Origin of the sequence: Mesorhizobium sp. CA16 (assembly GCF_020165175.1) — a bacterium.
Classification (GTDB): Bacteria; Pseudomonadota; Alphaproteobacteria; order Rhizobiales; family Rhizobiaceae; genus Mesorhizobium.
In genome coordinates, this window is the sequence record NZ_JAIUHP010000003.1 from 243,338 (window position 1) to 267,735 (window position 24,398).

Consider the following 24,398-nt stretch of genomic DNA (forward strand, 5'->3'; position numbering starts at 1 on the left):
TGCCGGGACGCGCGCGCGAGATGCCGCGATCGAGAATGGAACTCCGTAGGATGCCTGAAAAAGACAGGTCTGCACCGTGGCATCGCCTTTATGTCACGGCATGGATTCTAGGGTCTGCGCGCGTCGCTTTGCTCCTTGCTCCGCCCTAGAATGACGAAGTGCCTCACTCCGTCTTCGCCGGCGCGGCTGTCATCTGCTCGCCCATGGCCTTCATGTCGGCGGCCTCGCCTTCCTTCGAAGTCGACGGCACCTTGAACACCTGGCCCGGCCAGATGCGATCGGGATCGCGGATCTGGTCCTTATTGGCCAGATAGATCGTCGAGAAGCGCGTGCCATGGCCGTAGACGCGGCGCGAGATGCGCCAGAGCGTGTCGTTGCGGCGGATGATGACGGAGCTGTCGGCATGTTCGAGCTTTGGCGCGACCGTTTCGGGCACGTCGGTCGAGGGCGTCGCCTCGGCAACCTTGGCAGCGCCCCCGGCGGCCGGGGCCGGCTTGGCCGCTTCGGCCGTTGCTGTGTCGGTCGTGGTTTCGGCGGTCTTGGTCTCGGCCGGCTTGGCCTCGGCTGGCTTTGTCTTGCTTGGGGCGACGGCGGCGACCGACGCGCCGGCCTCGCGCTCGAACGGGACGGCAGCGCGGGCGACGACCTTGACGCCGTCATTGTCCAGGCCGTCGACATGGATAGTGTAGCTGCCGACCGGAATGTCGCGCGTCGCTTCGATCAGGAAATGCCCGTCGGCCGAAGTCTTGGCGTCGCCGAGCAGGATGGCGTCGGCATAGGCGCGCACCTTGCGGCCGGGATCGGCCGTGCCGGCGACGAAGATCTTGCTGCCGTCGATTTCGACCGCTTCGACCGCGATCTTGGGCTCCGCCGCGGCGACCGCCGCCGGCGCGGGCGCCTGGTCTGTGGCGGCCGGCGCGGTCGCGGCCGGCGCCGAGGCCGTGCCCGATACCGCCGGCGCGGTCGTTGCCGGAGCTTGGGTCGCAGGCGCCGCTGCCTGATCGGTCGCCGCCGGCGCCGCCGGCTTGCTCTCGGTCTCAGGAACGGTGATCAGTTGCGAGGCCTTGCCCGGCTCCTCGACCATGGCCAGCACCTGGCCGGTCGGGCTCTGCGGCACCGACACGACGGCGGTCTGGGCCGAGGCAACGGCAATGCCGCCAACCGTCTGGCGCAGCGTGATCGTATAGTCGCCGGGCTTCAGCGGATCGTCGAGCACGATGGCGAAGGCGCCGTCGGGTCCGGACTCGGTCGAGCCGAGCACCGTGCCGCCATTCAAGATCTCGACCTTGGCGTTGGGCGCGGCGCTGCCGGCGACGACGATCGAGCCATTGCCCTCGACCCGCACGACGTCGAAGGTCGGCAATGTCGGGCCGGCGGCGGGCGCCTGGGCGGCCGGCGCCATGGCGTTGTTGGCCGGCGCCATCTTATTGGCGGGCGCCATGGTGTTGGCTGGCGCCATCGTGTTCGCCGGAGCCATTGTGTTTGCCGGAGCCTGGGGCACGCGCGCCTCTGTGCCGGTGCTCGAGGATTCAGCCGGTTTCGCATCAGTCTGCGGCAGCGTCGCGACCTGCGCCGGCTTCTGGTCGTTGATGTAAGGATCGAGCGCGCCCGAGCCGTAGGCGACCGCCGCGACGGCGACAACGCCACCCGCCGCGAACAAAAACGCCTTAGAAGGATTGATCGCCATAATTCCGTATTGCCCCCTTAGCCACCTAACGCCCGGTCTAGCGTGTTTTCCCGAGTCCGACAAGAAAAAGCCCGTCCGCGGGCTTGACCCGGCCGACCGTCCCCATCACCAATCATCGCCATGAACACGATTCGATCCGTCTGCGTCTATTGCGGCTCGTCTCCGGGCCGCGACGAGGCCTATATCAAGGCCGGCCACACACTTGGCCGCTCGCTTGCCAAATCCGGGTTGCGCCTCATCTATGGCGGCGGCACCAAGGGCATCATGGGCGCTGTCGCCGACGGCGCGCTCAAGGCCGGCGGCAAGGTCACCGGCATCATCCCGCGCTTCCTGATCAACAAGGAGGCGACCGAGACCGCGCTCGACAAGCTCGACGAACTCTTGATCACCGACAACATGCACGAACGCAAGCACAGCATGTTCGAGAAATCCGACGCCTTTGTGGCGCTGCCGGGCGGCATCGGCACGGTTGAGGAGATCGTCGAGATCATGACCTGGGCGCAGCTCGGCCACCACCGCAAGCCGATCGTCTTCGCCAACGTCAAAGGTTTCTGGGACCCGATGCTGACGCTGATCGAGCATATGTCCGAGGAAGGCTTCATCCACACCGCGCATAAGGTGAAGCCACTGGTGGTTGACGACCCGGAAGCGATCGTCGCCGCCATCATGGTGGCGGGCTCGTCGGTCGACGCGCCGACTGAAGGGGTGCAGTCGGTGATCGACAAAATGTAAGGGCGCGCTTAGCGGCGCTCGACGCCCTTTGCAGCCAAGATGTCGTCAACGGCCATCGACGTCAGAAATCCTGATAGCTGCTTGGCGGCTTCTGCACGCGTTGGATCGGTACTCAGGCCAATGGCGAATTCAACGTAACTTTCGAGTTCCGCCGGAAACAGACCGACAAGCGTGACCTCGGGAGCGGCGGCGAGAATCGAAGTCACGGGAATGACCCCCAACTCAGCTTCCCCACGGCCTACGGCCGCTGCTGTCTGCCCTCCCGATATGGCAACCAGCTTGGGCTTCACCTCATCTGCTATTCCCAAGCGTTCCAGCAAATCGGAGAAGTAGCCACCGCTGGTCCCTTCGCTGGCGTAGGCGACTGATCTGGCGCTCTTCAACGCATGTTCGAATGTTTCCACGGACCCAATGTCGGGCTGTCGACTGCCTGCCTTGGCCGCCACCCCCATTGCTACCCGTCCGAACGCCGCCTGGCTTCCGGCCTTGACCTTTCCCGAGACGACCAGACCCTGGATCAGGTTCGGATTGGTGATGACAAGGTCAAAAGGTTCCCCAGCCTCAATCTGCTTTTTTACTGTCGGATTGAGCTCCCACTTGGCCGCTACTGTGAATCCTGTGGCCTTTTCGAACTGGGATATGAGTGCAACCACGGCGGGACGAACCGCAATAGCACCAAATAGTCGGACAGCGTTATTCATGGCCTAACCCGAAATCGGCCGAACGGCCTCCCTTATAATACCTAGCTAAGCCCGGACTCCATGCTCCGCGTCTGGTCAAATCGACTCGCTGAATCGCGCCAAAATCATGTCCGGAATGCACCTTTCCGCCCCATTGGAGCATGCCTGGAATTGACGTGCCGTTGCCCTACTGTCCTACGGTTCGTCTCAAATCGGCAATCGCCGCCCTCCGATCATTGCGCCGCCAGGCAAGGTGGATCTCAACGCTGCGCTTGAACCAGAACAGGTCCCGGAAGACGATGCCGGGAGGCGCGGTCGAGCGCAGGCTTTCCTGTACCGTCGCCAGGCCCAGCCCGGCGCTGACAAGGCCAAGCGAAGTCAAGGGATCGGCCGTCTCATAGGCGATATCGGGCATGAAGCCGGATTCGGCGCAGGCCGCCAGGAACTGCGCGCGGTTGGTGTCGCCGGGCTGGCGCACGACTGTGATCCAAACGCGGCCGTCGAGATGGCCGGGCGCGATGTCGGCGACATCGGCGAGCGGATCGCCTTCCGGCATTGCCAGAACCAACGGCTCGCGCCGCACCAATATGCTCTCGATATTCGGATCGCCTTGCGGCGCCGGCCCATAGACGAAACCGAGGTCGAGGACGCGCTGCCTCAGATCTTCGAACTGCGCAGCCGTCCGCCGGCTGCGCAACTGTAGATGAAAATCCGGCCGCGCGCGGCGGAAATCCCGCAGCATGTCCGCGATCAGCCCCGCATGCACCGCGCCTTCGACATAGCCGATGGCGAGGCTGCCTGTGGCGCCGCTGGCAAGGTTGCGGCCGAGCTCTTCCAGCCGCGCAGCATTGGCAAGCAGCGCTCGGGCTTCGGCAAGAAAGGCCCTGCCCTCGGCATTGAGGTGGACACGCTGCTTCGCCCGCTCGAACAAGGCGACACCGAGCTGTTCCTCGAGTTGGATGATCTGCCGGCTCAAGGGCGATTGCGAGATGTCCAACTGCTCGGCGGCACGGCCGACATTGCCGGCCTCGGCCACGGCGACGAAATATCTGATCTGGCGCAGGTCGAGCATTTTTGCCCCCAACTCAAGTCCTCAAAGGTCTTAATTTTAGCCTAATCAGTCTTGAACAGTCTGACCAGCGGGCGCGATACCTTCCAGCATCAACCGGCCACCAAGGAGATTGCCATGCAGTTCTTTGCCCTGCTCACCCGCAACACCCAGAAGTTCGGCGACGCCGACTTCGCGCCGCTGCTGCCGCCCGAGTCCGAGCAGCGCAAGACGCTCTACGTTCAAGGCGCCGTGCGCCAGATCTGGAACCGCGGCGACGTTCCCGGCAGCGGCATGATGTTCGAGGCGGCAGACGAAAAGGAGGTGCGCGGCCACCTTGCCACGCTGCCGCTGATCGAGGCAGGCATGATGGACATCGCGGCGATCGTGCCGCTCAACCCTTATCCGGGCTTTGGACCGAAGCGGTGAAGCAGCTGCGGCGGCCCACCTTGCAGCCTAACCGCGACCGAAAAGACGACTGAAAAGCCCCGGGCGCGCGCCGCTGTAGCGCTCGGGCAGAGGGCGGGTGAGCAGGAACTGTTCGTGGCCTTCGACGGTCTCGGTACCGCGATAGCTGCATTGCAGCGACCTTGCCAGCGGAACGATTTCCTTCAGCACGGAGCCGAAACCCTCGCCGTCGATCGGCACGTCCTTCGCCATCCTTAGCTCACGCGAGACTATCTCCAGACTCAAGAAGCGGTAGCCGCGCTTTTCAAGTTCGGCGCGCAGCTTCGCCAGAGAAGGCTCGGCGCCCCAGAACTCGAAGCGTGTCGGCCGGATGCGGGCATCCGCGGCGATTTCCAGCCGGAGGTCGCCTATCGCCTCGGCGGGAAGGATGAGCGGCGCCAGCGCGGCAAGCGACTGCTGTTCCAGCGTGAGCGGAAAGGCCAGCGCCTCGGCGGCCTTGCCAGCTATCTGTTCGAAACCGGCGATGTCTTCGGTGGTAAAATAGAAATCGCGGCCGCCCGCGCCATGCTGTTCGGCGATATAACAGGCTGGGCAGTTTGCGGCAGCCAGATCCTGGCAAAGCTTTTCGAGGAAAGCGTAGCTTCGCTGCGATCCCTTGGGCGTCAGCAGAGCGTCTCGCGCCGTCAACTCGTCTGCGCGCGGCGCGAGCTTCAGGCGCAGGATCGGCAGCGATGCGGCGGCTCGCAGCAGCGCCATGTTCACCCGCGTATGGATGAAGAGTTCGCCGCCATCGGGGCGGTAACGTACCAGGGCGCGATGCGGTTCGGCCTCGCGGATGACCTCTTCCGTCTCATCGTTCGAGACCTGTTCGCCGGTGACCGGAAATTGAAGCAAAGTCATGCGATCGCCCCAATCGCGTTGATCGAGCCATCCTGCCAGTTTGTTGCGACCTAGCCTAGATGCCTCACGGCCAGGCGTCCTGCATAGCGTTCACCGACAGCCACGCCATCGCGGGCAGCGCGACGAGCAGCGCCAGCCGCACACCCGCGGATCGCGCTTGGTCGGGCTCTTTGCGCTGGAGTCGGCGCCAGATCTGAAATGCAGCGGCGAGAATGAGCAGCGCATAAAAGCCGGCGAGCACCCACAGGGCTGTCTGGCCGGATATCGCTATGCCGTTTTTCTCGAGCACCTTGCCGGTCAGCATGACCGGCCCGGCGACGAAGAAGGCAATGGCGATGCCGAACAGGAAGCCGATCATGGCGCCCAGGAACGATGTGGCCGACAGTGCCACGAGCACCGCCATCAGGACGAGCAGAGTGATGAACGCGCGCTGGCTCATGGCCACACCCCCGATCGAATGCCCCGGAATCTATCAGTCCGGCCTTAATTGCGCGTAACAGTTGGAATCCTTGCCAGCGCAGTCGGACGGGCCTCCCTTGCCGGCAACGGAACCGTCGCTATTGTCGGCGGCTATCCGAAACAGAGGCGAAAACTTCCATGAAACTTGGCTTTGTCGGCACGGGCGCGTTGAGCTCGGCCATTGTCGCGGGGCTGAAATCGCTGCCGGGGGAGACGACGCCGGTGGTGGTCTCGCCGCGCAACGAGGCGATCGCCGCCGAGCTTGCCGCGCGTTGTCCGGACGTGCGCATCGCTACCGACAACCAGGCCGTGCTCGACGATTGCGACACCGTGATGCTGGCGGTGCGGCCGCAGATCGCGCGCGAGGTGCTGAAGGAACTGCGGTTCCGGCCGGACCATCACGTCGTCAGCCTGATCGCCACCGTGTCGCGCGAGGAGATCGCCGCGCTTGTCGCGCCAGCGGCACAGGTGACGAAAGCCCTGCCTATGCCGATGATCGCCCGGCTGCAGGGCGCGACGATCATCTGCCCGCCGGACCCGATCGCGGCGGCGTTCTTCGGCAGGCTTGGCGGCGTGATCGAGGTCGAGGACCAAAGCGAGTTCGATGCGCTGAGCGTCGTCACCGCGACCTATGCCAGCTATTTCAAATATCTCGACACGATCCACGCCTGGGTGCGCAGCCAGGGTGTTTCGGGCGACAGGGCACGCGACTACATCACCAGCATCTTCAAGGCGCTGGCCAATGCGCCGGATACGGCGCCGGACGAAGATTTCATGCATCTTGCGCAGGACTATGCGACGCGCGGCGGCATCAACGAGCAGGTGCTGCGCGAGCTGACCGAGCGGGGAACATTCGATGCCTTCGCGGAAAGCCTGGAGCGGGTGCATCGGCGCATTGCGGGGAAGTAGCCGGAGGACCCAAGCGGCGATTGCCGATCACTCAGCCGGCAGCATCCGCGGCGACGGCCTCGGCGCGCTGAGCCGGTCGCCAAGCCCGACCGCTCGAACAACGACAACTCTGCCGCGGCTTGTCATCGCGCATGCGCTTCTCCACGATTGCGGCACACGGCTCCCAAGAACCGCTAGGATCATGAGATGAGTGACACTATCCCCGCCATCGACATCGCGCCGCTGTTCGGCCCGACTTCGCCCGCACGCGACGAGGCCGACCGCCAGATCTTCACTGCTGCCTCCGGCATCGGCTTCATGACTGCGCGCGGCTTTCCGGGCGCGGAGCTTCTGACGCGCGAGCGGCGCGGCGAGCTCCTGAAGATCTTCGATTTGCCCGATGCGGAAAAGCGGAAGCTGCTGCGCTGGAATTTCGACCCGTCGAAATCGAACTATTATCGCGGCTGGTTCCCGCTGCAGCCGACCGCGGTGTCCTACAAGGAAGGCATCGACATGGGGCCAGACATCGCCCATGCCGACGCCGGGTTCGCGCCCGACGATCCGCTGCTCGAGCGCACGCCGCTTCCCGCCGAGGCCGATGTTCCAGGGTGGAAGGCGGCCGCCGCGCATTACTACCGCTCGATGGAGAAGGTCGGCGCGGCGCTGATGGGCTCGATCGCGCGCAGCCTCGGGCTTGAGGACGGTATTTTCGACGGCCATTTCCGGGGCGGCATCTCGACGCTCAGGCTGATCCGCTATCCGCTGCGCAGCGAGGACGGCGCGGTCGACCTGTCGAAGCCTGAATATTGGGTCATGCACAAAGGCGAGCGGCGGCTGGTCATCGGCCGTGAGCATGCCGATTCCGGCTTCGTGACACTTTTAGCGCAGGACGGCGTCGAAGGCCTGCAGGCCAGGAGCCATGCCGGCGAATGGATCGACGTGGCGCCCGCCGACGGCTCGCTGGCGGTGAATTTCGGCCAGCTGCTGGAACGCTGGACGGGCGGCGTGGTGCAGGCGACGCGCCACCGGGTGATCGCGCCGAAGACGGCGCGTTACTCCATTCCCTTCTTCTATGAGCCGCGCGTCGACGCCGAGATCGCGCCGCTGCCGATCAGAGGCGCCAGCGACTTCGCGCCGTTCCTCTATGGCGATTACCTGTGGGAGTCGGCGACCAACTTCGTCGAGATGGCCGGCGTCAAGACTTTGCGCAAGCCAAGGCGGCCGGCCGCCGCCTGAATGCCAATGCCTGCCGAGAGCGCGGCAGAAGCTCGATGATGAAATGGCGCGGGGTGGCACTGGCGCGCAACCAGCCCAGCACCGAAGGGTCGAGGAAATTCCAGCCCTTCAGCGGGCGGATGCGCGACCCGCGCCGGGGGCGGGTGAGCAGCAGGCCCTTGGCCGACAGGATCTTCACCGCCTCGCGCGCGGCCCTTCGGCTGGCGCCGAAGCGGGCGCAGATCTCTTCCTCGCCAAGCAGCGTCGCGCCGGGCGAAAACAGCCCGCCGAGTATCTCGCGGCCAAGACTGTTGGCTATGTCATCGTCACCGATGAGGTCTGGTTGCCTGCCATTTGTCCCGGCCCGTTCGAGTCTGCCGCCGAGTGTTACACGTGCGGGATCGACCGCACCGACTAATTGCCAGGGCGGCACAGCCCGCTTGTTAGTCCGATTTATCAGATGAATCGGTTGAATGGAGCCGGGCTTTGCTGCTAGCTGTGCGAGGAAGAATCCCGGCACCCTGCTCAGCAACACTTTGCCGCTCGCCGAGGCCCGCAAGATCAAACTGGCCAGCGACAAATCGCAATCGATGAAGGTGCAAATTGCGTTCGACTGATTATCTCGGCCGTCTCTTCGGCCTTGAAGGCCGGCATGCCTTCGTCACCGGCGCCAGCCGCGGGCTGGGGCTCGCTTTCGCTGAGGCATTGGCTGCCGCGGGCGCACGCGTCACCATCGGCGGCCGCAAGGCCGACGAGTTGAAGGCCGCCGGCAACCGTTTGCGCGCCGAGGGCTACACGGTAGCGGAGTCATTGATCGACGTGACCGACACGCAGTCGGTCGACGCGGCGATCGCGGCGAGCGAAGCCGGCACCGCGCCGATCGACATCCTGGTCAACAATGCCGGCATCCAGCGCCGCGCGCCGCTCGAGACCTTTTCCGACGCGGACTGGGACGCGCTGATGGCGACCAATCTCGACGGTGTCTTCAAGGTGAGCCGCGCCGCGGTGAAGGGCATGGTCCAACGCCGCAAGGGCGTGATCATCAACGTGTCGTCGGTGCAGAGCGCGCTCGCCCGGCCCTCGATCGCGCCTTACGCGGCGAGCAAGGGCGCCATCACCATGCTGACCAAGTCGATGGCCGGCGAATGGGGCCAGCATGGCGTGCGCGTCAACGCGATCGCACCCGGCTATTTCAAGACCGAGCTCAACGCAGCATTGGTCGCCGACGAGAAATTCTCGACCTGGCTCGCCGGCCGCACCCCGATGCGGCGCTGGGGCGATGTCGAAGAGTTGGCGGGCGCGGCGGTTTTCCTGGCGTCGGATGCGGCAAGCTTCGTGACGGGACAGACGCTGCTGGTGGATGGCGGGATCACGAGCGTGTTGTAGAGGCCGCCCTCACCTCACGCGGACCCGCGTCTCAAACCGGCAAGCTCGTCTCCCCACCGACGGATGCTGCTCGACGGGCGGATCGATCTTGGTGTCCTTCGCGAACCCAGTCAGCACCCAGTCCATCGACAGCCTGCCGGAACCGGCGAGCGCCAGGATGAACATGCCGCCGGCAATGGCAAGGTCCTTCTCGAAATGCAGCAATTCGTTCTGGCTGGCGAAGTTGGTGTGGAAGAGGCCGGCCGTCATCAGGCAAAACAGGCCGAGCCCGATCGCGCCCAACCGCGCCAGGATGCCGAGCGCCACTGACAGGCCGGCGCCAAGCTGCAACGCGATGGTGGCGAGAAGCAGCGGCGTGCCGACGCCGAGCGCGGCCATCGCCTTCTGGGCAGCCTCGAAATGGGTCGCCAACTGCAGGCCCTCATGCACGAAGATCAGCGACAGCAGCAGCCGGCCGGCAAGCAGGACGACATCCCTGGCGTGAAGTCTTTCGGCAAGTTCGATCGGTGTCACGGTCGGCTCCAGTCTTTGGAAACAGGCAGTTTGGAAAATGGGCGGTCGCCCGCGTCCATGCAGGTGCGCTTGAGATTGAAAGATCGGAGCCGGCGCGAGGGAGAGGAACGCCGGCTCCGGTTTTCGGGCGCTACCGCCGTGGCGCCCAAAAGGTGGCGAGGCTTGCGAGCCGCCTATTTCGTCACCTTGGTGGCGATCGCCTGCTTGAGGTCGGCAAGCTCCTCGCAGCCGACCGGACAGAGCTTTTGCAGCGAGGCGAGCTGCTCGTTGGCCTTGGCCATGTCGCCGGTCTCGACATAGAGCTCGCCCAGATATTCATGCGCCGCCTTGTGGTCGGGCTGAAGCTCCAGCGCCTTGGTGTAGTAGGTGAGCGAGGTCTGGTAATCGCCGGTCTTGCGCAGCGTGAAGCCGAGCAAATTGTAGACGTCGGCCTGTTGCGTATCCTGCGCGAGGTCGCGCAGGTCGGCCAGCGCGCTTTGGTAGTCCTTGGCCTCGATCTTGGCCTTCACCGCCGTCAGGTCCGGCGCGTCGGCGCCTTCGATGTCGTCCACGGCATAGGCCGGAACGGCGATGGCGATCGGAGCCGCCGTCAAGACCGCAATGGCACCGAGCACCGCGAAAAGTGCGTGTTTCATTGTAGCTGTCGCTTTCTGTTCAGGATCGATTCAAATCAGATCTGGGTTGCGGTGAAGGCGTAGGCATTGCCGTCCTTGACGAAGCTGCCTGTGCCGGGGAACGGAAAGTGCGAGCCGCAGATGCGGACATTGTCGGCAATCACTTGGTCGATAATCTTGTGGCGCGTGGCGATCGCCATCGGCCCGTCCTGGTCGTAGGCGCCCTGCCATTCGGGATGCGGGGCGAGCAGCGCCGGCACGTACATGGTGTCGGCCGAGACGAGGAACTGCTCGGCGCCGGCATCGACATGGTAGACGGAATGGCCGGGCGTGTGGCCGGGCGCCGCCATGATGCGGATGCCGGGCACCACTTCAGTGCCGTCGTCGACCAGCTTCCAGTTCTTCCATTTCGGGAAGTTCTCGGCGATGCGCTTGCCCGCGGGCTTGCGACCCTCGGGCAGCTTGGCCAGCCGGCTCGGATCGGTCCACCAATTATACTCGGTGGCGTTGACGATCAGCTCGGCATTCGGGAACACCGGATCGTTGGTGCCCTTTTCCATCAGGCCCCAGACATGGTCCGGATGGAAATGCGAGATCATGATGGTGTCGATCGCCTTATAGTCGATGCCGGCCGCCTTCATGTTGGCCGGCAGATGCGTGGCGTTGGCCTGCCACTGACCGACGCCGGAGCCGGCATCCATCATGACGGTGCGGCCGTTCATCTGGAGCACCACGACGGTGAGCGGGATCGGCATGAACTCGGTGGTCAGCCCCGCCTTGGCGAGCGCGGCCTTGGTGTCGTCGACCGACACGTCCTTGATGAAGGCCGGGTCGTGGGGCTTGCGCCAAATGCCGTCATAGACGGCGGTGACCTCAATCGAGCCGACCTTGTATTTGTAGAAGCCGACCAATGGCTCGACCGGGGTTTCGGCGTGAGCCGCGGGCGCGAATTCCAGCTTGCCGGCAATGCCGAAGGCGGCAGCGGCGGCGGCGGACCCCAGCACCATGCGACGCGTCATATTGAACATCGGAAATCTCCTCTAATGGCTGCGGGTTGTTTCAGGTTTCAGGCGGTAGTCCATTGGTTTGCCGCATGTCGTTGTCCCAAAACCGCTGCGCACTTTTGGGCGACATGCAGGGAATGGCGGAGGGCCCGGTGCTGCCCTCCGCCCAGACTGCGGAAACCGGCGCCGACCGGTCCGACTGAAGACCGACCGGCGCCGAGGAGATCAGGACTTGTGGTTTTCCGACCCGGAGAGGCGTGCCTTCCCCGCCGCGATCAGAATCCTTCGCCCCGAACTCCGGAGCGAGGACCTTTCGGTCCCGCCGGCTCAGTGACCCCAAATGCCCTGGCCGGGCTCTTCCGCAGCAATCCTGGCCGCCGGCTTCATGGCGTGGCGGGCCATTTCGGGCCTCGCGATGGAAGCGGTGGTGGTGGTGTCGACGACGGCAGCCTGCTGGCCGCCATTCGTCGAGGAGAAGTGGTCGCTGCCAGCAAAGGCGCTGCCGGTGGCAACCAGGATGGCGACTGCGGCAAAGGCGGTTCTGTTCATATGCGTATTCCTTCCGGGTTGGTTGATGCGTGCCTTGGGAGGATGGCCTCGCTACAGCCAAGACCCGGAGGGCCCGGGCTTTATTCCCCGGAGGCGGAAAGAATTTTTGGAGGCAACGGAAGATCGCGATTTTTGCGCGATGAACGGCCCGGTTAGCCGGCGTTAATCATGGCTTGAGTTTGTTGGCTCAAGGCAAGCCTCCAGGCCGCGAATGGCGCAACTTGAGGCGGGCATGGAAGTTCTAATTTAAGCACTTTCCTTTAACTCCGATCGACGGCGCTTCGTCCTCGATCGACGGAGCGTCGCCCAGGAAAGCTATTCGGGTTGAATTGACCGCGACAAATTTCAACATCGGTCGTATCAGGCAGGCCGTTTTCTCTTCCGCCAACGTGCCGGCGGCGATTGCCTTCGTCGTGCTCATGATTTGCGCGATCTTCGTCGACCAGCAGAACAAAACGGTTTCCGATCAACTCACGCGCGCCGACGTCCTCTACAAGGTCAATATCATCCGCGCCAAGCTGGAAGGAAACATCAACGGCAATCTCCAGCTGGTTCAGGGCCTCGTCTCGGCCATCGTCACCGAGCCCTATATGGGGCAGCAGAGATTTGCCTCCCTGGCTGCCAATCTCTTCAAGCAGAAATCGCAGCTGCGCAACATTGGCGGCGCGCCCGATCTCGTCATTTCGCTGATGTATCCGATGGAGGGCAACGAGAAGGCGATCGGGCTCGACTACCGCAAGAACGAGGCGCAACGCCTGGCGGCGCTTAGGGCGCGCGACCAGCGCATATCGGTGCTTGCCGGTCCCGTCGATCTCACGCAGGGCGGGCGCGCCTTCGTCGGCCGCATCCCTGTCTTCGTGCCGACAGCGGGGGGCGGCGATCGCTTCTGGGGCCTTGTCTCGGCGGCCATCGACATCGATCGGCTCTACGCCGCAAGCGGCCTCACCGACCCCGGTCTCGACATAGATGTGGCGCTTACCGGAAAGGATGCGCTTGGCGGTGACGGCCAGCGCTTCTTCGGCGGCGCCGACATCGTCAAGAACAATCCGGTGACGGCAGAAGTGCAGCTGCCCTTCGGTTCCTGGCAGATATCGGCAATCCCCAAGGGCGGTTGGCCTATCGTGCCGAAGAACGAGCGGGTCTTGCAGGCGCTCATGGCGCTCGCCGCTGTGCTGGTAGTGCTGCCCATCCTGGTGGCCGGACGGCTGTTCGGCGAAAGGCAGAAGAACTATGCCGAATTGAGGCGCCTGTCCGGGAGGCTGGAACTGGCTCTGGAGGCTTCGGGCATCGGCGTGTGGGAGCAAGACCTCGTCACCGACGAGCTGCTGTGGGACGATCGCGTCAACGATATCTACAGCAAGCCCGCCGACGGGAAGCCGCGCGGCTATGACGACTGGGCACTGGCGATCCACCCCGAGGATATCGCGCGGGCGCAGCGCGAGTTCGACCTTGCCGTGGCCGCAAAAGGGCCCTACTCCTCGCAGTATCGTCTGCTTCGCCCGGACGGCACCGTCCGCCATGTGCGCGCGCGTGCAAGCTACTTCCAGGACAGCGACGGCACGCCGAAGATGATCGGGGCCGAATGGGACGTGACCAGCGACGTTCTGCTCAACGAGAATCTGGTGCGTGAACGGCAATTGTCGGAATCGAAGAATGCCGAACTCAAAACAGCCAAGGCCCGCATCGAGCATGTGGCGCTGCACGATTCGCTAACAGGCTTGCCCAACCGCCGTTACCTCGACGAGATGCTGGCCAGTTCGCCCGAGGATCGCACTGCGCTGCTGCATCTCGACCTCGACCGCTTTAAGCACATCAACGACACGCTCGGCCATGCGGCGGGCGACGCCATGCTCATGCATGCCTCGAAGGTCATCAAAGCCAACGTCCGCGCAGGCGACTTCGTGGCGCGCATCGGCGGCGACGAGTTCGTCGTGGTGTGCCAGGGGCGCGATGACGACGAGCTCGCCGCGCTAGCGGATCGTATCATCGATAAAATGCGCCAGCCCATCGACTATAACGGCCACCAATGCCGGTTCGGGGTCAGCATCGGGATTGCGGCGCTTAGCGGCGTCGATGCAAAGCAGCTGCTGGTCAACGCCGATCTCGCGCTCTATCGAGCCAAGAGCCGCGGTCGCAATCGTTATGAGTTCTTCAACGAAGAGCTGCAGAGCGAGATCGTCAGGACCAAGCAGACCGCGGACGAGATCCTGGGCGGGCTGGAGCGCAACGAATTCATCGCGTACTACCAACCACAGTTCGATGCCAAGACCCTCGAGATCGTCGGCGTCGAGGCGCTGGCGCGCTGGCGCCATCCACGACGCGGCATCCTCGCCCCCGACATCTTCCTCAAAGTGGCCGAGGAATTGAATGTGGTCTCGCTGATCGACCGCACGATCCTCGAACAAACGCTGGAGAATTTCCAGCGCTGGTCGCGCGACGGTCTCAACATCCCGCGCTTTTCCGTCAACGTCTCGGCACGAAGGCTGGAGGACAAAGACCTGATCAACGGCCTGCGCAAGCTGCCGATCAAGGAGGGAACCGTCTCATTCGAGCTCGTGGAATCCATTTTCCTGGACGAAAATGACGAGCTTGTCGCTTGGAACATCGAGCACATCAAGGAACTCGGGATCGACATCGAGATCGACGATTTCGGCACGGGCCATGCATCCGTCGTCAGCCTGCTCAAACTGCAACCGAGCCGTCTCAAGATCGACCGGCAGCTCGTCACGCCGATAACCGGCTCGGCGGCGCAGCGGCGGCTGGTGTCGTCAATCATCGAGATCGGCAAATCGCTTGGCATCGGCGTCGTGGCGGAAGGCGTCGAGACGATGGAACATGCACGCATCCTGAAGGACCTCGGCTGCGACATCCTGCAAGGCTACGCATTCGGGCGCCCGATGGATGCAAAATCCTTCGGGACCTTCGCCATGTCGCGCAAATGGCTGGCCACGGCATAGGTGGACGAAGCGAGCTGCCGTTGACCGCACCGCCGCCGGCCGCGCGGGTTGTTCAGCAAACGATAGGACAGCCCTGTCGAGAGTGACAGCAGCTGTAGTCACCAAACTGTCACACCAGGCGGCAACCTCCATGGTAGGCTCCATGCCCGCCCCTGCGACCCCTGACCGCATCAAGAGCCGGCGAAGCCGCCATGAACATCGCCCTCCCCGCCGAAGGCACCGACCTCTCGCCCTATTTGCCGGACGAGCACGGGCTGTTCTTCATCTACCATTTCAAGGCCGATGGAAGCCGCACCAAGGATCCAGCGGAGGCGCATTGGAGCTGGCGCAGCTACCAGATCACCGACATGCGCGCCCGCCAGGAGATCGGCGCCGAGCAGGCCCTGCCGGCGCCGGTGCGCGATGCCTTCCTGTCACCCAGCCATGGCTGCCAGATCGATTTCGAAGGCGACTTCCTCTATGGCGACCTGCCCGACCTCAGGCACGATTTCGCCGAGGCGCGCGGGCTCACGCATTTCCGCTTCGCCTTCAACGACAGGATGCTGGTCGGCGCCCGCAAGCAACCGTTGGAATCGGTCGACAAGATCCGCAAGCTGGTGGAGAGCGGCTCGCGAAAATTCCGCACGCCGGCCGAGCTGATCGAGGCGGTGATGGGCCAGTCGCTCGACGGCATGGCGGCCGAGCTCGACAAGATGGGCGACACGCTTGACGGAATTGAGGACCGCATCGTGTGCGATGCATGGCACAATGAGCGCCAGGCGCTGGTCGACGCGCGCCGGCAGCTGGTGCTGATCCACCGGCAGATGGCGACGCTCACCAGCCTATTCCGCCATCTCGACCATTCGCATCGCAATGAGCTGCCCGACCCCATCAACGACATGGCGACCCGGCTTTCGCACCGGGCGCACACGCTGCATCACGACGGCGAGCAGCTGCAGGCGCGGACGCGCCTGTTGCAGGACGAGCTGATGGCCAAGCTGACCGAGCAGTCGAACCAGCTGCTCTACATCCTCTCCGTCATGACGGCGGTGCTGTTGCCGATGACCATCATCTCCGGCCTGTTCGGCATGAATGTCGGCGGATTGCCGCTGGTCGGCACGCCGCTGGGATTCTGGGTGGTGACGGCGATCTCGGTGGTCATCGCCGGCATCATCTATATGCTCGTGCGACGGCTGGGGCGCGTGTAGCGCTTCAGGCGGTTGCCCGCAGATCCTCGACGATGGTGCCGGCGGCCTGGACTTCGGCTTCGTGGCTGGGCTCGCGCCAGGTCTCGGCAAGTCCGGCCACGTACCATTCGCGCATGGCCGGCAGGTCGAACAGCCGCCGCGGATAGTTAGCCGCTTCGCCTTCGAAAGTCAGGCCGTAGGACTGCGCCCTGAACGCGATGGGGGCGAAGAAGGCATCGACGGCGCCGAAACGGTCGCCGGCCAGGAACGGCCCGCCGAAACGCGCAAGGCCGTCGTTCCACAAATCTCCCATGCGGAAGATGTCGTGCTTGAGCGCGCCGGACATCGGCAATGGCGCGATGCGCACGCCGCAGCTCATCGGGCAGTCATTGCGCATCGCGGTGAAGCTCGAATGCATCTCGGCGGCGGCCGAGCGCGCCCACGCGCGCGCCTTCGCCTCCGCCGGCCAGACGCCCTGATGGCGTTCGGCCAAGTATTCGACGATCGAGAGCGAATCCCAGACCGCCCAACCGCCGTCAACCAGGCACGGCACGCGCCCATTTGGCGAGAACTGCCGGTAGAGGTCGAAGCTCGGGCCGGCCGGGAACGGCGTCAGACGCTCCTCGAAGGGAATGTCGAGAACGCGCATCAGCAGCCATGGCCGCAGCGACCAGGACGAATAGTTCTTGTTGCCGATATGCAGAACGTACATCAGATGCCCCTTCCCCTGGTCAACGCTATTTCAGACGGAGAACCGTTGCGCGCTTGCCTATCTTGTTGCGGGCGCCGGCGGGCGGACCTCGCGGCCCCTGAACATCGACCATGAATACATCGCCAGCGCGGTCCAGATCAGCGTGAAGGCGATCGCCTGCGTCGTGCCGAACGGTTCATCGAAGATCAGCACGGCGATCAGGAACACCATGGTCGGCGCGATATATTGCATGATGCCGATGGTGGAGAGGCGCAGCAGCCTGGCGCCGAAAGCAAAGAGCAGCAACGGCACCGCGGTGACCGGACCACAGCCGATCAGCAATGCGGTGTCGGCACCGGTGCTGGAGATGAAGTGATCCTGGCCGGTGGCGATCAGGTAGGCGATGTAGCCGAGCGCCGGCACCGAGAGCAAAAGCACTTCGAGCAGAAAACCCTGGCTCGGGCCGATCGGCAGCGTCTTGCGGAAGAAGCCGTAGGCGGCAAAGGAGAAGGCGAGCGCCAGCGATACCCAGGGCAATTTGCCGGCCTCGACTGTGAGCACCGTCACCGCGATCGTGGCGAGCGCTACCGCGGCGATCTGCAGCCTGTCGAGCCGCTCGCCGAGCAGCACAGCACCGACCACGACGCTGACCAGCGGGTTGATATAGTAGCCGAGCGCCGTCTCGACGGTGCGGTCGACCGCGATCGCCCAGACATAGATGCCCCAGTTGATCGAGATCAGCACCGCCGTCAGCGCCGCCATGGCAAGGCTTTTCGGCGAGCGGATCGCCGCCTTGAAGTCGGCGGTGCGTCCGGCCCAGATGAGCACCGCCGCGGCGATCGGCACCGACCAGACGACGCGGTTGGCGATCACCTCGGCAAGCGGCAGATGCGCCACCGCCTTCATGTAGAAGGGCAAGAGCCCCCAAAGGAAATAGGCGCCAAGCGCCAGGAGGAAGCCGCGGCGGCCTTTGGCATCCTGATCGAGATCGGCTGTAGCGGTGACCATGGCCTAACGCTATGGCCCAGCGGAGCGCCCAAGACCATCACAAAATTATGATGGATCAACGGAGTTTTGGTGATGGTTCGCAGTTCCTCGCCCCACGGAGTGGGGAGAGGTGGCCCGGCGAAGCCGGGACGGAGAGGGGTCGGCGCGGCGGCTGACAATCACCGCTTCGGGTAAGCATTCTGGTGACCAACCTCGCGCCCTCTCTTGCATCGACTCTGGCTTCGCGAAGGTCGCCCCCTCTCCGTCCCGGCTGCGCCGGGACACCTCTCCCCCACTTTGTGGGGGCGAGGAAGGGCGGCGGCCTACTCCGCCGCCACCAGTCCCGCCATCTCGCGGTTCTTCATCAGCTTGTAGACGATCGAATCCATCAGCGCCTGGAAGGAGGCGTCGATGATGTTTTCCGACACGCCGACCGTCCACCAGCGGGCTCCAGTGGAATCGTGCGATTCGACGAGAACGCGGGTGATGGCCTCGGTGCCGCCGTTAAGGATACGCACCTTGAAGTCGGCGAGCTCCAGGTCGACGATCTCGCTCTGGTACTTGCCTAAATCCTTCCGCAGCGCGATGTCGAGCGCGTTGACCGGGCCGTGGCCTTCGGCCACCGACATCTTCTCTTCGCCGTCGACCTCCACCTTCACGATCGCCTCGGAGACGGTCTTCAGATTGCCGTTGGCGTCGAAGCGGCGCTCGACCATGCAGCGGAAGGAGGTGACGTTGAAGAACTCCGGCAGGCCGTGCAGCATCTTGCGGGCAAGCAGCTCGAACGAGGCGTCGGCGCCCTCATAGGCATAGCCCTCAGCCTCGCGCTCCTTGACCACTGCAATCAGCGCGTCGAGCCGGTGATCGTCCTTCGGCACGTCGATGCCGCGCCGCTTCAGCTCGGCGAGGAAATTGGCCTTGCCGCCCTGGTCCGAGACCATGACGCGACGGCGGTTGCCGACGGCTTCCGGCGGCACATGCTCATAGGTCGCCGGCTCCTTGGCCAGGGCCGAGGCGTGGATGCCGGCCTTGGTGGCGAAGGCGGAGGAGCCGACATAGGGCGCCTGGGCTTCCGGCGCGCGGTTGAGCAATTCGTCGAAGGCGCGGGAGAGCCTGGAGATTCCGGTCAGCGCCTCGGTCGAAATGCCGGTTTCGAAACGATCGGCGAAGGCGGGCTTCAGCGAAAGCGTCGGGATGATGGAGATGAGATTGGCGTTGCCGCAGCGCTCGCCGATGCCGTTCAGCGTGCCCTGGATCTGGCGCACGCCGGCTTCGACGGCGGCGAGTGAATTCGCCACCGCCTGGCCGGTATCGTCATGGGCATGGATGCCGAGATGATCGCCCGAGATGCCGTGCGCGATCACCTTGCCGACGATTTCGCGCACTTCCGAAGGCTGCGTGCCGCCATTGGTGTCGCACAGCACCACCCAGCGCGCGCCGGCATCGTAGGCGATTTTGGCGCAGGCCAGCGCGTAACCCGGATTGGCCTTGAAGCCGTCGAAGAAATGCTCGCAGTCGACCATGGCCTCCTTGGCCGAAGCGACCGCCGCCTCGACCGAGGTCTTGATCGATTCCAGATTCTCTTCATTGGTGCAGCCGAGCGCGACGCGCACATGATAGTCCCAGCTCTTGGCGACGAAGCAGATGGCGTCCGACTTCGACTGCACCAGCGCCGCCAGCCCCGGGTCGTTGGAAGCCGAGACCCCTGCCCGCTTGGTCATGCCGAAGGCGACGAATTTCGCGCTCTCAGTCCGTTTCTTCTGGAAGAAGGTCGTGTCGGTCGGGTTGGCGCCTGGATAGCCGCCCTCGACATAGTCGATGCCGAAGTCGTCGAGCAGCCTGGCGATCGCGATCTTGTCCTCGACGGAAAAGTCGATGCCCGGCGTCTGCTGGCCATCGCGGAGGGTCGTGTCGAAGAGGTAAAGGCGTTGCTTGGTCATGGCTGTAGCTCGAAAGGCTGCGATCCTTCGCCGTGGAGAGCGACGTGCATCACTATTTCCCCGCGAACTTATCCGTCGCCCGGATCAGCCGGTCCAGGATCCCGGGCTCCGAATAAGCATGGCCCGCCCCCTCGATGAGGTGGAAATCAGCCTTCGGCCAGGCCTTATGCAGCGCCCAGGCATATTTCGCCGGGCATGGCATGTCGTAGCGGCCGTGGACGATGGTGCCGGGGATGTCCTTCAGCTTCCAGGCGTCGCGCAGCAGCTGCCCCTCCTCCAGCCAGCCGGCGTGGACGAAATAGTGGTTCTCGATACGGGCGAAGGCAATCGCATAGTCGTCCTGGGCAAACGGGTCGCTGGTCTCGGGCTCCGGCAGCAGCGTGATCGTCTCGCCTTCCCAGATGCTCCAGGCGCGAGCCGCCTGAACCTGAGCTTTGCGGTCGGAGCCGACCAGCCGCTTGCGATAGGCGGCCATCATGTCGCCGCGCTCGGCCTCGGGGATCGGCGCCAGGAAGCGCTCCCATTTGTCAGGGAACATCTCGGAAACGCCGAACTGATAATACCATTCGAGCTCGGCGCGGGTCAGCGTGTAGATGCCGCGCACGACGAGCGCGCTGACACGCTCGGGATGCGTCTCGGAATAGGCGAGCGCCAAGGTCGAGCCCCAGGAGCCGCCAAAGACAAGCCATTTGTCGAAGCCTGCCATCTCGCGCAGGCGCTCGATATCGGCGACGAGATGCCAGGTGGTGTTGGCCTCCAGCGAGGCGTTGGGCGTCGACTTGCCGCAACCGCGCTGGTCGAACAGGATGACGTCGTAGAGTTTCGGGTCGAACAGGCGCCGGTGTTTCGGCGAGATGGTGCCGCCCGGGCCGCCATGCAGGAACACTGCGGGCTTGGCGCCCTTGGTGCCGCAGCGCTCCCAGTAGACGGTGTGGCCGTCGCCGACGTCGAGCATGCCGGAATCGAACGGCTCGATCTCGGGGTAGAGCCTACGCAAGGAACCGCTGTGGATCGTCATAGTTTCAAGCCCTGCTGCGGCCAGTTGGCCGTCTCGTGGTCGGGATGCTGGAAGGAGATGATCTGCTCCTGCCGCCGATAGAAGTCGGGGTCGTCAAGGATCGGTGCCTCGAAGATCTTTTCCACCCAGGGCAGGCGAACCGCGTAATTCACCTGGATCTGCGGCGCGAGGTCGGAGCGGTCGTCGAAAGCGCCGATGGCGATCTCCAGCGAGCCGGGCTGGCGATAGGTCAGCGGCGTGCCGCAGCGGGCGCAGAAGCCGCGGTCGATGTTGACCGAGGACTGAAAGTAGCTCGGCTCCTCATGGGTCCACTCGACGCCGTCCTTCGGCACCGTCACCAGCGCGCCGAAGAAATTGCCGAACTGTTTCTGGCACATGCGGCAATGGCAGATGGACGGGCGCCCGAGCTTGCCGTGGACACGGAAACGTACGGCGCCGCACTGGCAGCCGCCTGTTCGAACTTGATCGGTCATGGTCTTTCCTCCGGCGGCCATTGGTCGGTGTCGTGATCAGGATGCTGATAGGAGACGAGCTCGGCCAGGTAAGGCGTAGACGCGATATCGGCCATCGTCTCCTCGGATGGCAGTTTGGGGATGGCGTCGACATAGGGAAGCTTTGCTTCGATGCCCCACTGAATGGTGGGCGCGATGCCGGTCGGATCATCGAAGGCGGCGATTGCAAGTGCAGTGCCATCCGGCGCCTCGAAAGTCAGCGGCGTTCCGCATTCGGCGCAGAAGCCGCGCCAGACGGCGTTGGACGAGCGGAAGCGCTTCGGCTCACCGCGCGTCCAGTCGAGCGTGGCGCCGCGCACCGAGACCAGCGGCAGATAGAAATTGCCGCTCGCCTTCTGGCACATGCGGCAATGGCAGACCGAGGCGTCACCCAGCGCGCCCTCGACGCGGAAGCGCACCGCCCCGCACTGGCAGCCGCCTGTATAGACCGGCCGGTTGTCGAGGCTCATCGCTCACTCCTGGTCATCGGCTTATTCCGTATCATGGCAGACCGCCTCGACATTGTTGCCGTCGGGATCGAAGACGAAGGCGCCGTAATAATTGGGGTGGTAGTGCGGGCGCAGGCCCGGCCCACCATTGTCCTTGCCGCCTGCGGCAAGCGCTGCCGCATAGAAGGCGTCGACCTCGGCGCGGCTGCGCGCGGTAAAGGCGACATGCTGGGTGGATTTGGGCTTGTCCCTGCTATCGCTCAGCCAGAACACCGGCCGGTCGCGGCCATAACCGCCAACCTTGGCGCCGCCGGTATATTCTTCCGGTACCATGTAGAGCAGCGAAGCCCCCAGCGGCGCCATCGCCTTGTCGTAGAAAGACTTGGATTTATCGAAGTCGGATACATTGACGCCGAGATGATCGATCACGGGACGAGCTCCTCCGTTTGTGGCGCGGGCACATTGGCCAGGCCGGCCACGATGACGATGTGCTGGCAGGCATTGTCGATATCGCGGATCACATCGTCGTTCCAGAAGCGCAGGATGGTCCAGCCGCTGGCGCTTAGATATGCACTTCTTGCCTCGTCATATCGTGAGTGTTCCGCATCGGCATGCTGGCTGCCGTCTACCTCGACTATGAGTCGATGCGCTGAACATGCGAAGTCAACGATGTAAGGTCCAATCGGCACCTGCCGTCGAAAGCTCATGCCCATCAAGCGATGCGCGCGCAACTCGTTCCAGAGCTTCAGCTCCGCATCGGTCATCGCGCGGCGCATCGACTTGGCGTTCCTGCGCTGACCAAGGGGAACGCGGTCGTGGCCCATGTTCAGACCGCCTTCCGCTGGAGATTAGCGAAACCGGACGCGCCGGCTAATCTCCCCCCTTGCGGGGGAGATGTCCGGCAGGACAGAGGGGGGTGCTGTCCCGCCAGCATGGCCGCAACTCGGGAGTGCTGCGCTCTCAGAAGATGGTTGTCGCCAAAGCGAGCAAGCTGAGGCGCTGGCGTTCCTTCACACCCCCCTCTGTCCTGCCGGACATCTCCCCCGCAAGGGGGGAGATTGGCCGTCGCCGACGCTTTCGCCAACCCCGCAAGGTCGCTCACCGCTTGATCTCCCAGGTCGTCACGCGCTCGCCGGTGGCAGGATCCTTGCCGTCTTTCAGCTGCACCCCCTGTGCCAACAGCTCTTCGCGGATTCGATCACCCTCGGCCCAGTTCTTGGCAGCGATAAACTCCAGTCGATCGGCAATCGCCTTTGCCACCGCCGCCTCGTCCACCTTGGCCGCGCCCGTATCGAAGCCGAGGAAGGCCAGCGCAGTCTTCAGCGAAGCGGCGGCAGTATTCTCATTGGCACCGGTGTGCTCAACCGCCTCGCCGGCGAGCTGCGTCAGCCGCTGGAAGGCGGTGTAGGTGGCGAGGTCGTCCGACAGCGCTTCCACCACCTCGGCCGGCAATTCTTTTGCCGCAACAGGCGCGAGGTCGGCGGCGCGCTTCCATTTGCGCAGCGTGTTTTCCGCCTCCTCAAGCTTGCGCACGGAGAAGTCGATCGGCTCGCGGTAATGCGTCATCAGCATCGCCAGCCTGAGCACCTCGCCCGGCCAGGCGCGGCCGCCGAAAGTGTCGGTCTCCAGCAGCTCATGGATCGAGAAGAAATTGCCGAGGCTCTTCGACATCTTCTGGCCTTCGACCTGCAGGAAGCCGTTGTGCATCCAGACATTGGCCATGACCTTGGTGCCGTGGGCGCAGCGCGACTGGGCAATCTCGTTCTCGTGGTGCGGGAAGATCAGGTCCAAGCCGCCGCCATGGATGTCGAAGACCTCGCCAAGATAGGCGGCCGACATGGCCGAGCATTCGATGTGCCAGCCGGGCCGGCCCCTGCCCCACGGGCTCTCCCAGCCGGGCTCTTCCGGGCTCGACAGTTTCCACAGCACGAAATCGCCGGGGTTCTTCTTGTGCGCGTCGACAGCGATGCGCGCGCCGGCCTGCTGCTCGTCGAGATTGCGCTTCGAGAGCTCGCCATAGTCCGGCATCGAGGCGGTGTCGAACAGCACCTCGCCTGCGGCGACATAGGCGTGGCCGCGTTCGATCAGTTGCCGGATCAGCGAGAGCATGTCGGCCTTGCCGTCGGCACGCGGTGCGACAAACTCGGTGGCGCGCGGCTCGTAGGTGGGCTCAAGGCAACCGAGCGCCGCGACATCCTTGTGGTACTGATCGGCGGTCTTTTCGGTGACCTTGCGGATCGCCTCGTTCAGCGAGAGCTTTCCGGCCGCGATGTCGTCGCCGAAGTCGCGCAGCGCCCTGGCATTTATCTTGTCGTCGACATCCGTGATGTTGCGCACATACGTGACATGGCTTTCGCCGTAGAGATGGCGCAACAGGCGGAAGAGCACGTCGAAGACGATCGCCGGACGCGCATTGCCGATATGGGCAAAGTCGTAGACGGTCGGGCCGCAGACATACATGCGCACATTTTGCGGATCGATCGGGACGAAAGGTCCCTTGGTCCGCGTCAGCGTGTTGTAGAGGCTGAGGCCCTTCGATGCGTCCGACATGCGGTCCCGGTCCTTAATTTGGGTTCCCTGGAACCAGCTCTGCGCCGTTGGCGCAAATCAGGCTCC

At 64.2% G+C, this 24,398-nt stretch carries 26 protein-coding genes; 7 read left to right on the forward strand and 19 right to left on the reverse strand.

Annotation, left to right across the window (positions count from 1 at the left end; all coding sequences use genetic code 11):
• Nucleotides 1–163: 163 nt before the first annotated feature.
• Nucleotides 164–1,687, reverse strand: coding sequence for a LysM peptidoglycan-binding domain-containing protein (locus tag LB525_RS07145; RefSeq protein WP_224544101.1), 1,524 nt, complete (start codon nucleotides 1,685–1,687; stop codon nucleotides 164–166).
• Nucleotides 1,688–1,807: 120 nt separating this feature from the next.
• Here LB525_RS07145 and LB525_RS07150 point away from each other — a divergent pair, with 120 nt between their 5' ends.
• The gene (locus tag LB525_RS07150) at nucleotides 1,808–2,419 is read left to right on the forward strand and encodes a TIGR00730 family Rossman fold protein (RefSeq protein ID WP_095766979.1); all 612 of its coding nucleotides are present in this window, start codon (nucleotides 1,808–1,810) and stop codon (nucleotides 2,417–2,419) included.
• 8 nt (nucleotides 2,420–2,427) lie between these two features.
• Here the strand turns inward: LB525_RS07150 and modA are convergent, their stop codons facing one another.
• On the reverse strand, nucleotides 2,428–3,120 hold the full coding sequence (modA, locus tag LB525_RS07155; protein WP_224544102.1) for a molybdate ABC transporter substrate-binding protein: 693 nt from the start codon (nucleotides 3,118–3,120) through the stop codon (nucleotides 2,428–2,430).
• A 166-nt stretch (nucleotides 3,121–3,286) separates the two neighbouring features.
• A complete protein-coding gene (locus LB525_RS07160) occupies nucleotides 3,287–4,171 on the reverse strand; it encodes a LysR family transcriptional regulator (protein WP_224544103.1) in 885 nt (294 codons plus the stop codon).
• A 114-nt stretch (nucleotides 4,172–4,285) separates the two neighbouring features.
• Between LB525_RS07160 and LB525_RS07165 the strand changes: the two genes are divergently transcribed.
• Entirely contained in the window at nucleotides 4,286–4,576 is a 291-nt protein-coding gene (locus LB525_RS07165) for a muconolactone Delta-isomerase family protein (RefSeq protein WP_095766977.1), read from the forward strand.
• 27 nt (nucleotides 4,577–4,603) lie between these two features.
• Here the strand turns inward: LB525_RS07165 and LB525_RS07170 are convergent, their stop codons facing one another.
• Nucleotides 4,604–5,455 carry a hypothetical protein gene (locus LB525_RS07170; protein WP_224544104.1) on the reverse strand — a complete coding sequence of 284 codons (852 nt, stop codon included), beginning with the start codon at nucleotides 5,453–5,455 and terminating at the stop codon, nucleotides 4,604–4,606.
• A 64-nt stretch (nucleotides 5,456–5,519) separates the two neighbouring features.
• On the reverse strand, nucleotides 5,520–5,894 hold the full coding sequence (locus tag LB525_RS07175) for a hypothetical protein (RefSeq protein WP_224544105.1): 375 nt from the start codon (nucleotides 5,892–5,894) through the stop codon (nucleotides 5,520–5,522).
• A gap of 158 nt (nucleotides 5,895–6,052) precedes the next feature.
• On the opposite strand from LB525_RS07175, the gene LB525_RS07180 reads away from it, so the two are divergent.
• Both LB525_RS07180 and LB525_RS07185 read left to right on the forward strand, forming a co-directional pair.
• Nucleotides 6,053–6,823 carry a pyrroline-5-carboxylate reductase gene (locus LB525_RS07180; protein ID WP_224544106.1) on the forward strand — a complete coding sequence of 257 codons (771 nt, stop codon included), beginning with the start codon at nucleotides 6,053–6,055 and terminating at the stop codon, nucleotides 6,821–6,823.
• 186 nt (nucleotides 6,824–7,009) lie between these two features.
• A complete protein-coding gene (locus tag LB525_RS07185; protein ID WP_224544107.1) occupies nucleotides 7,010–8,038 on the forward strand; it encodes an isopenicillin N synthase family dioxygenase in 1,029 nt (342 codons plus the stop codon).
• Here the strand turns inward: LB525_RS07185 and LB525_RS07190 are convergent.
• On the reverse strand, nucleotides 7,998–8,597 hold the full coding sequence (locus LB525_RS07190) for a FadR/GntR family transcriptional regulator (RefSeq protein WP_224544108.1): 600 nt from the start codon (nucleotides 8,595–8,597) through the stop codon (nucleotides 7,998–8,000). The two genes, LB525_RS07185 and LB525_RS07190, sit on opposite strands and share 41 nt — an antisense overlap.
• A gap of 23 nt (nucleotides 8,598–8,620) precedes the next feature.
• Here LB525_RS07190 and LB525_RS07195 point away from each other — a divergent pair, with 23 nt between their 5' ends.
• Complete coding sequence (locus LB525_RS07195) at nucleotides 8,621–9,403, forward strand: glucose 1-dehydrogenase (RefSeq protein ID WP_224544109.1); 783 nt, start codon at nucleotides 8,621–8,623, stop codon at nucleotides 9,401–9,403.
• Nucleotides 9,404–9,412: 9 nt separating this feature from the next.
• On the opposite strand, the gene LB525_RS07200 is transcribed toward LB525_RS07195, so the two are convergent.
• The 4 genes from LB525_RS07200 to LB525_RS07215 form a co-directional block, all read right to left on the reverse strand.
• Complete coding sequence (locus LB525_RS07200) at nucleotides 9,413–9,916, reverse strand: DoxX family protein (RefSeq protein WP_318012394.1); 504 nt, start codon at nucleotides 9,914–9,916, stop codon at nucleotides 9,413–9,415.
• Nucleotides 9,917–10,089: 173 nt separating this feature from the next.
• Nucleotides 10,090–10,551: a tetratricopeptide repeat protein gene (locus LB525_RS07205; protein WP_224544110.1), complete on the reverse strand. Its 462-nt coding sequence runs from the start codon at nucleotides 10,549–10,551 to the stop codon at nucleotides 10,090–10,092.
• 35 nt (nucleotides 10,552–10,586) lie between these two features.
• Nucleotides 10,587–11,558: an MBL fold metallo-hydrolase gene (locus LB525_RS07210; protein WP_224544111.1), complete on the reverse strand. Its 972-nt coding sequence runs from the start codon at nucleotides 11,556–11,558 to the stop codon at nucleotides 10,587–10,589.
• A 303-nt stretch (nucleotides 11,559–11,861) separates the two neighbouring features.
• Nucleotides 11,862–12,083, reverse strand: coding sequence for a DUF680 domain-containing protein (locus tag LB525_RS07215; RefSeq protein ID WP_224544112.1), 222 nt, complete (start codon nucleotides 12,081–12,083; stop codon nucleotides 11,862–11,864).
• Nucleotides 12,084–12,502: 419 nt separating this feature from the next.
• Between LB525_RS07215 and LB525_RS07220 the strand changes: the two genes are divergently transcribed.
• Complete coding sequence (locus tag LB525_RS07220; RefSeq protein ID WP_224544179.1) at nucleotides 12,503–15,040, forward strand: EAL domain-containing protein; 2,538 nt, start codon at nucleotides 12,503–12,505, stop codon at nucleotides 15,038–15,040.
• A 191-nt stretch (nucleotides 15,041–15,231) separates the two neighbouring features.
• Entirely contained in the window at nucleotides 15,232–16,227 is a 996-nt protein-coding gene (locus LB525_RS07225) for a transporter (RefSeq protein ID WP_224544113.1), read from the forward strand.
• Between the two features lie 4 nt (nucleotides 16,228–16,231).
• On the opposite strand, the gene LB525_RS07230 is transcribed toward LB525_RS07225, so the two are convergent.
• The 9 genes from LB525_RS07230 to cysS all read right to left on the reverse strand — a co-directional run bounded on the left by LB525_RS07230 (nucleotide 16,232) and on the right by cysS (nucleotide 24,332).
• Nucleotides 16,232–16,918 carry a glutathione S-transferase gene (locus tag LB525_RS07230; protein ID WP_224544114.1) on the reverse strand — a complete coding sequence of 229 codons (687 nt, stop codon included), beginning with the start codon at nucleotides 16,916–16,918 and terminating at the stop codon, nucleotides 16,232–16,234.
• A gap of 57 nt (nucleotides 16,919–16,975) precedes the next feature.
• Nucleotides 16,976–17,905, reverse strand: coding sequence for an EamA family transporter RarD (gene rarD, locus LB525_RS07235; RefSeq protein WP_224544115.1), 930 nt, complete (start codon nucleotides 17,903–17,905; stop codon nucleotides 16,976–16,978).
• Between the two features lie 302 nt (nucleotides 17,906–18,207).
• Entirely contained in the window at nucleotides 18,208–19,824 is a 1,617-nt protein-coding gene (gene cimA / locus LB525_RS07240) for a citramalate synthase (protein WP_224544116.1), read from the reverse strand.
• A gap of 52 nt (nucleotides 19,825–19,876) precedes the next feature.
• Nucleotides 19,877–20,842, reverse strand: coding sequence for a prolyl aminopeptidase (gene pip / locus LB525_RS07245; RefSeq protein WP_224544117.1), 966 nt, complete (start codon nucleotides 20,840–20,842; stop codon nucleotides 19,877–19,879).
• Nucleotides 20,839–21,315 carry a GFA family protein gene (locus LB525_RS07250; protein ID WP_095767181.1) on the reverse strand — a complete coding sequence of 159 codons (477 nt, stop codon included), beginning with the start codon at nucleotides 21,313–21,315 and terminating at the stop codon, nucleotides 20,839–20,841. Before LB525_RS07250 ends, pip begins: the two co-directional genes overlap by 4 nt.
• On the reverse strand, nucleotides 21,312–21,803 hold the full coding sequence (locus LB525_RS07255) for a GFA family protein (RefSeq protein WP_224544118.1): 492 nt from the start codon (nucleotides 21,801–21,803) through the stop codon (nucleotides 21,312–21,314). The genes LB525_RS07250 and LB525_RS07255 overlap by 4 nt, the downstream gene beginning before the upstream one ends.
• Nucleotides 21,804–21,824: 21 nt before the next feature.
• A complete protein-coding gene (locus LB525_RS07260) occupies nucleotides 21,825–22,211 on the reverse strand; it encodes a VOC family protein (protein WP_224544119.1) in 387 nt (128 codons plus the stop codon).
• Nucleotides 22,208–22,606: an endonuclease domain-containing protein gene (locus LB525_RS07265; RefSeq protein ID WP_224544120.1), complete on the reverse strand. Its 399-nt coding sequence runs from the start codon at nucleotides 22,604–22,606 to the stop codon at nucleotides 22,208–22,210. Before LB525_RS07265 ends, LB525_RS07260 begins: the two co-directional genes overlap by 4 nt.
• A 274-nt stretch (nucleotides 22,607–22,880) precedes the next feature.
• Nucleotides 22,881–24,332: a cysteine--tRNA ligase gene (gene cysS, locus LB525_RS07270; protein WP_224544121.1), complete on the reverse strand. Its 1,452-nt coding sequence runs from the start codon at nucleotides 24,330–24,332 to the stop codon at nucleotides 22,881–22,883.
• Nucleotides 24,333–24,398 lie beyond the last annotated feature (66 nt).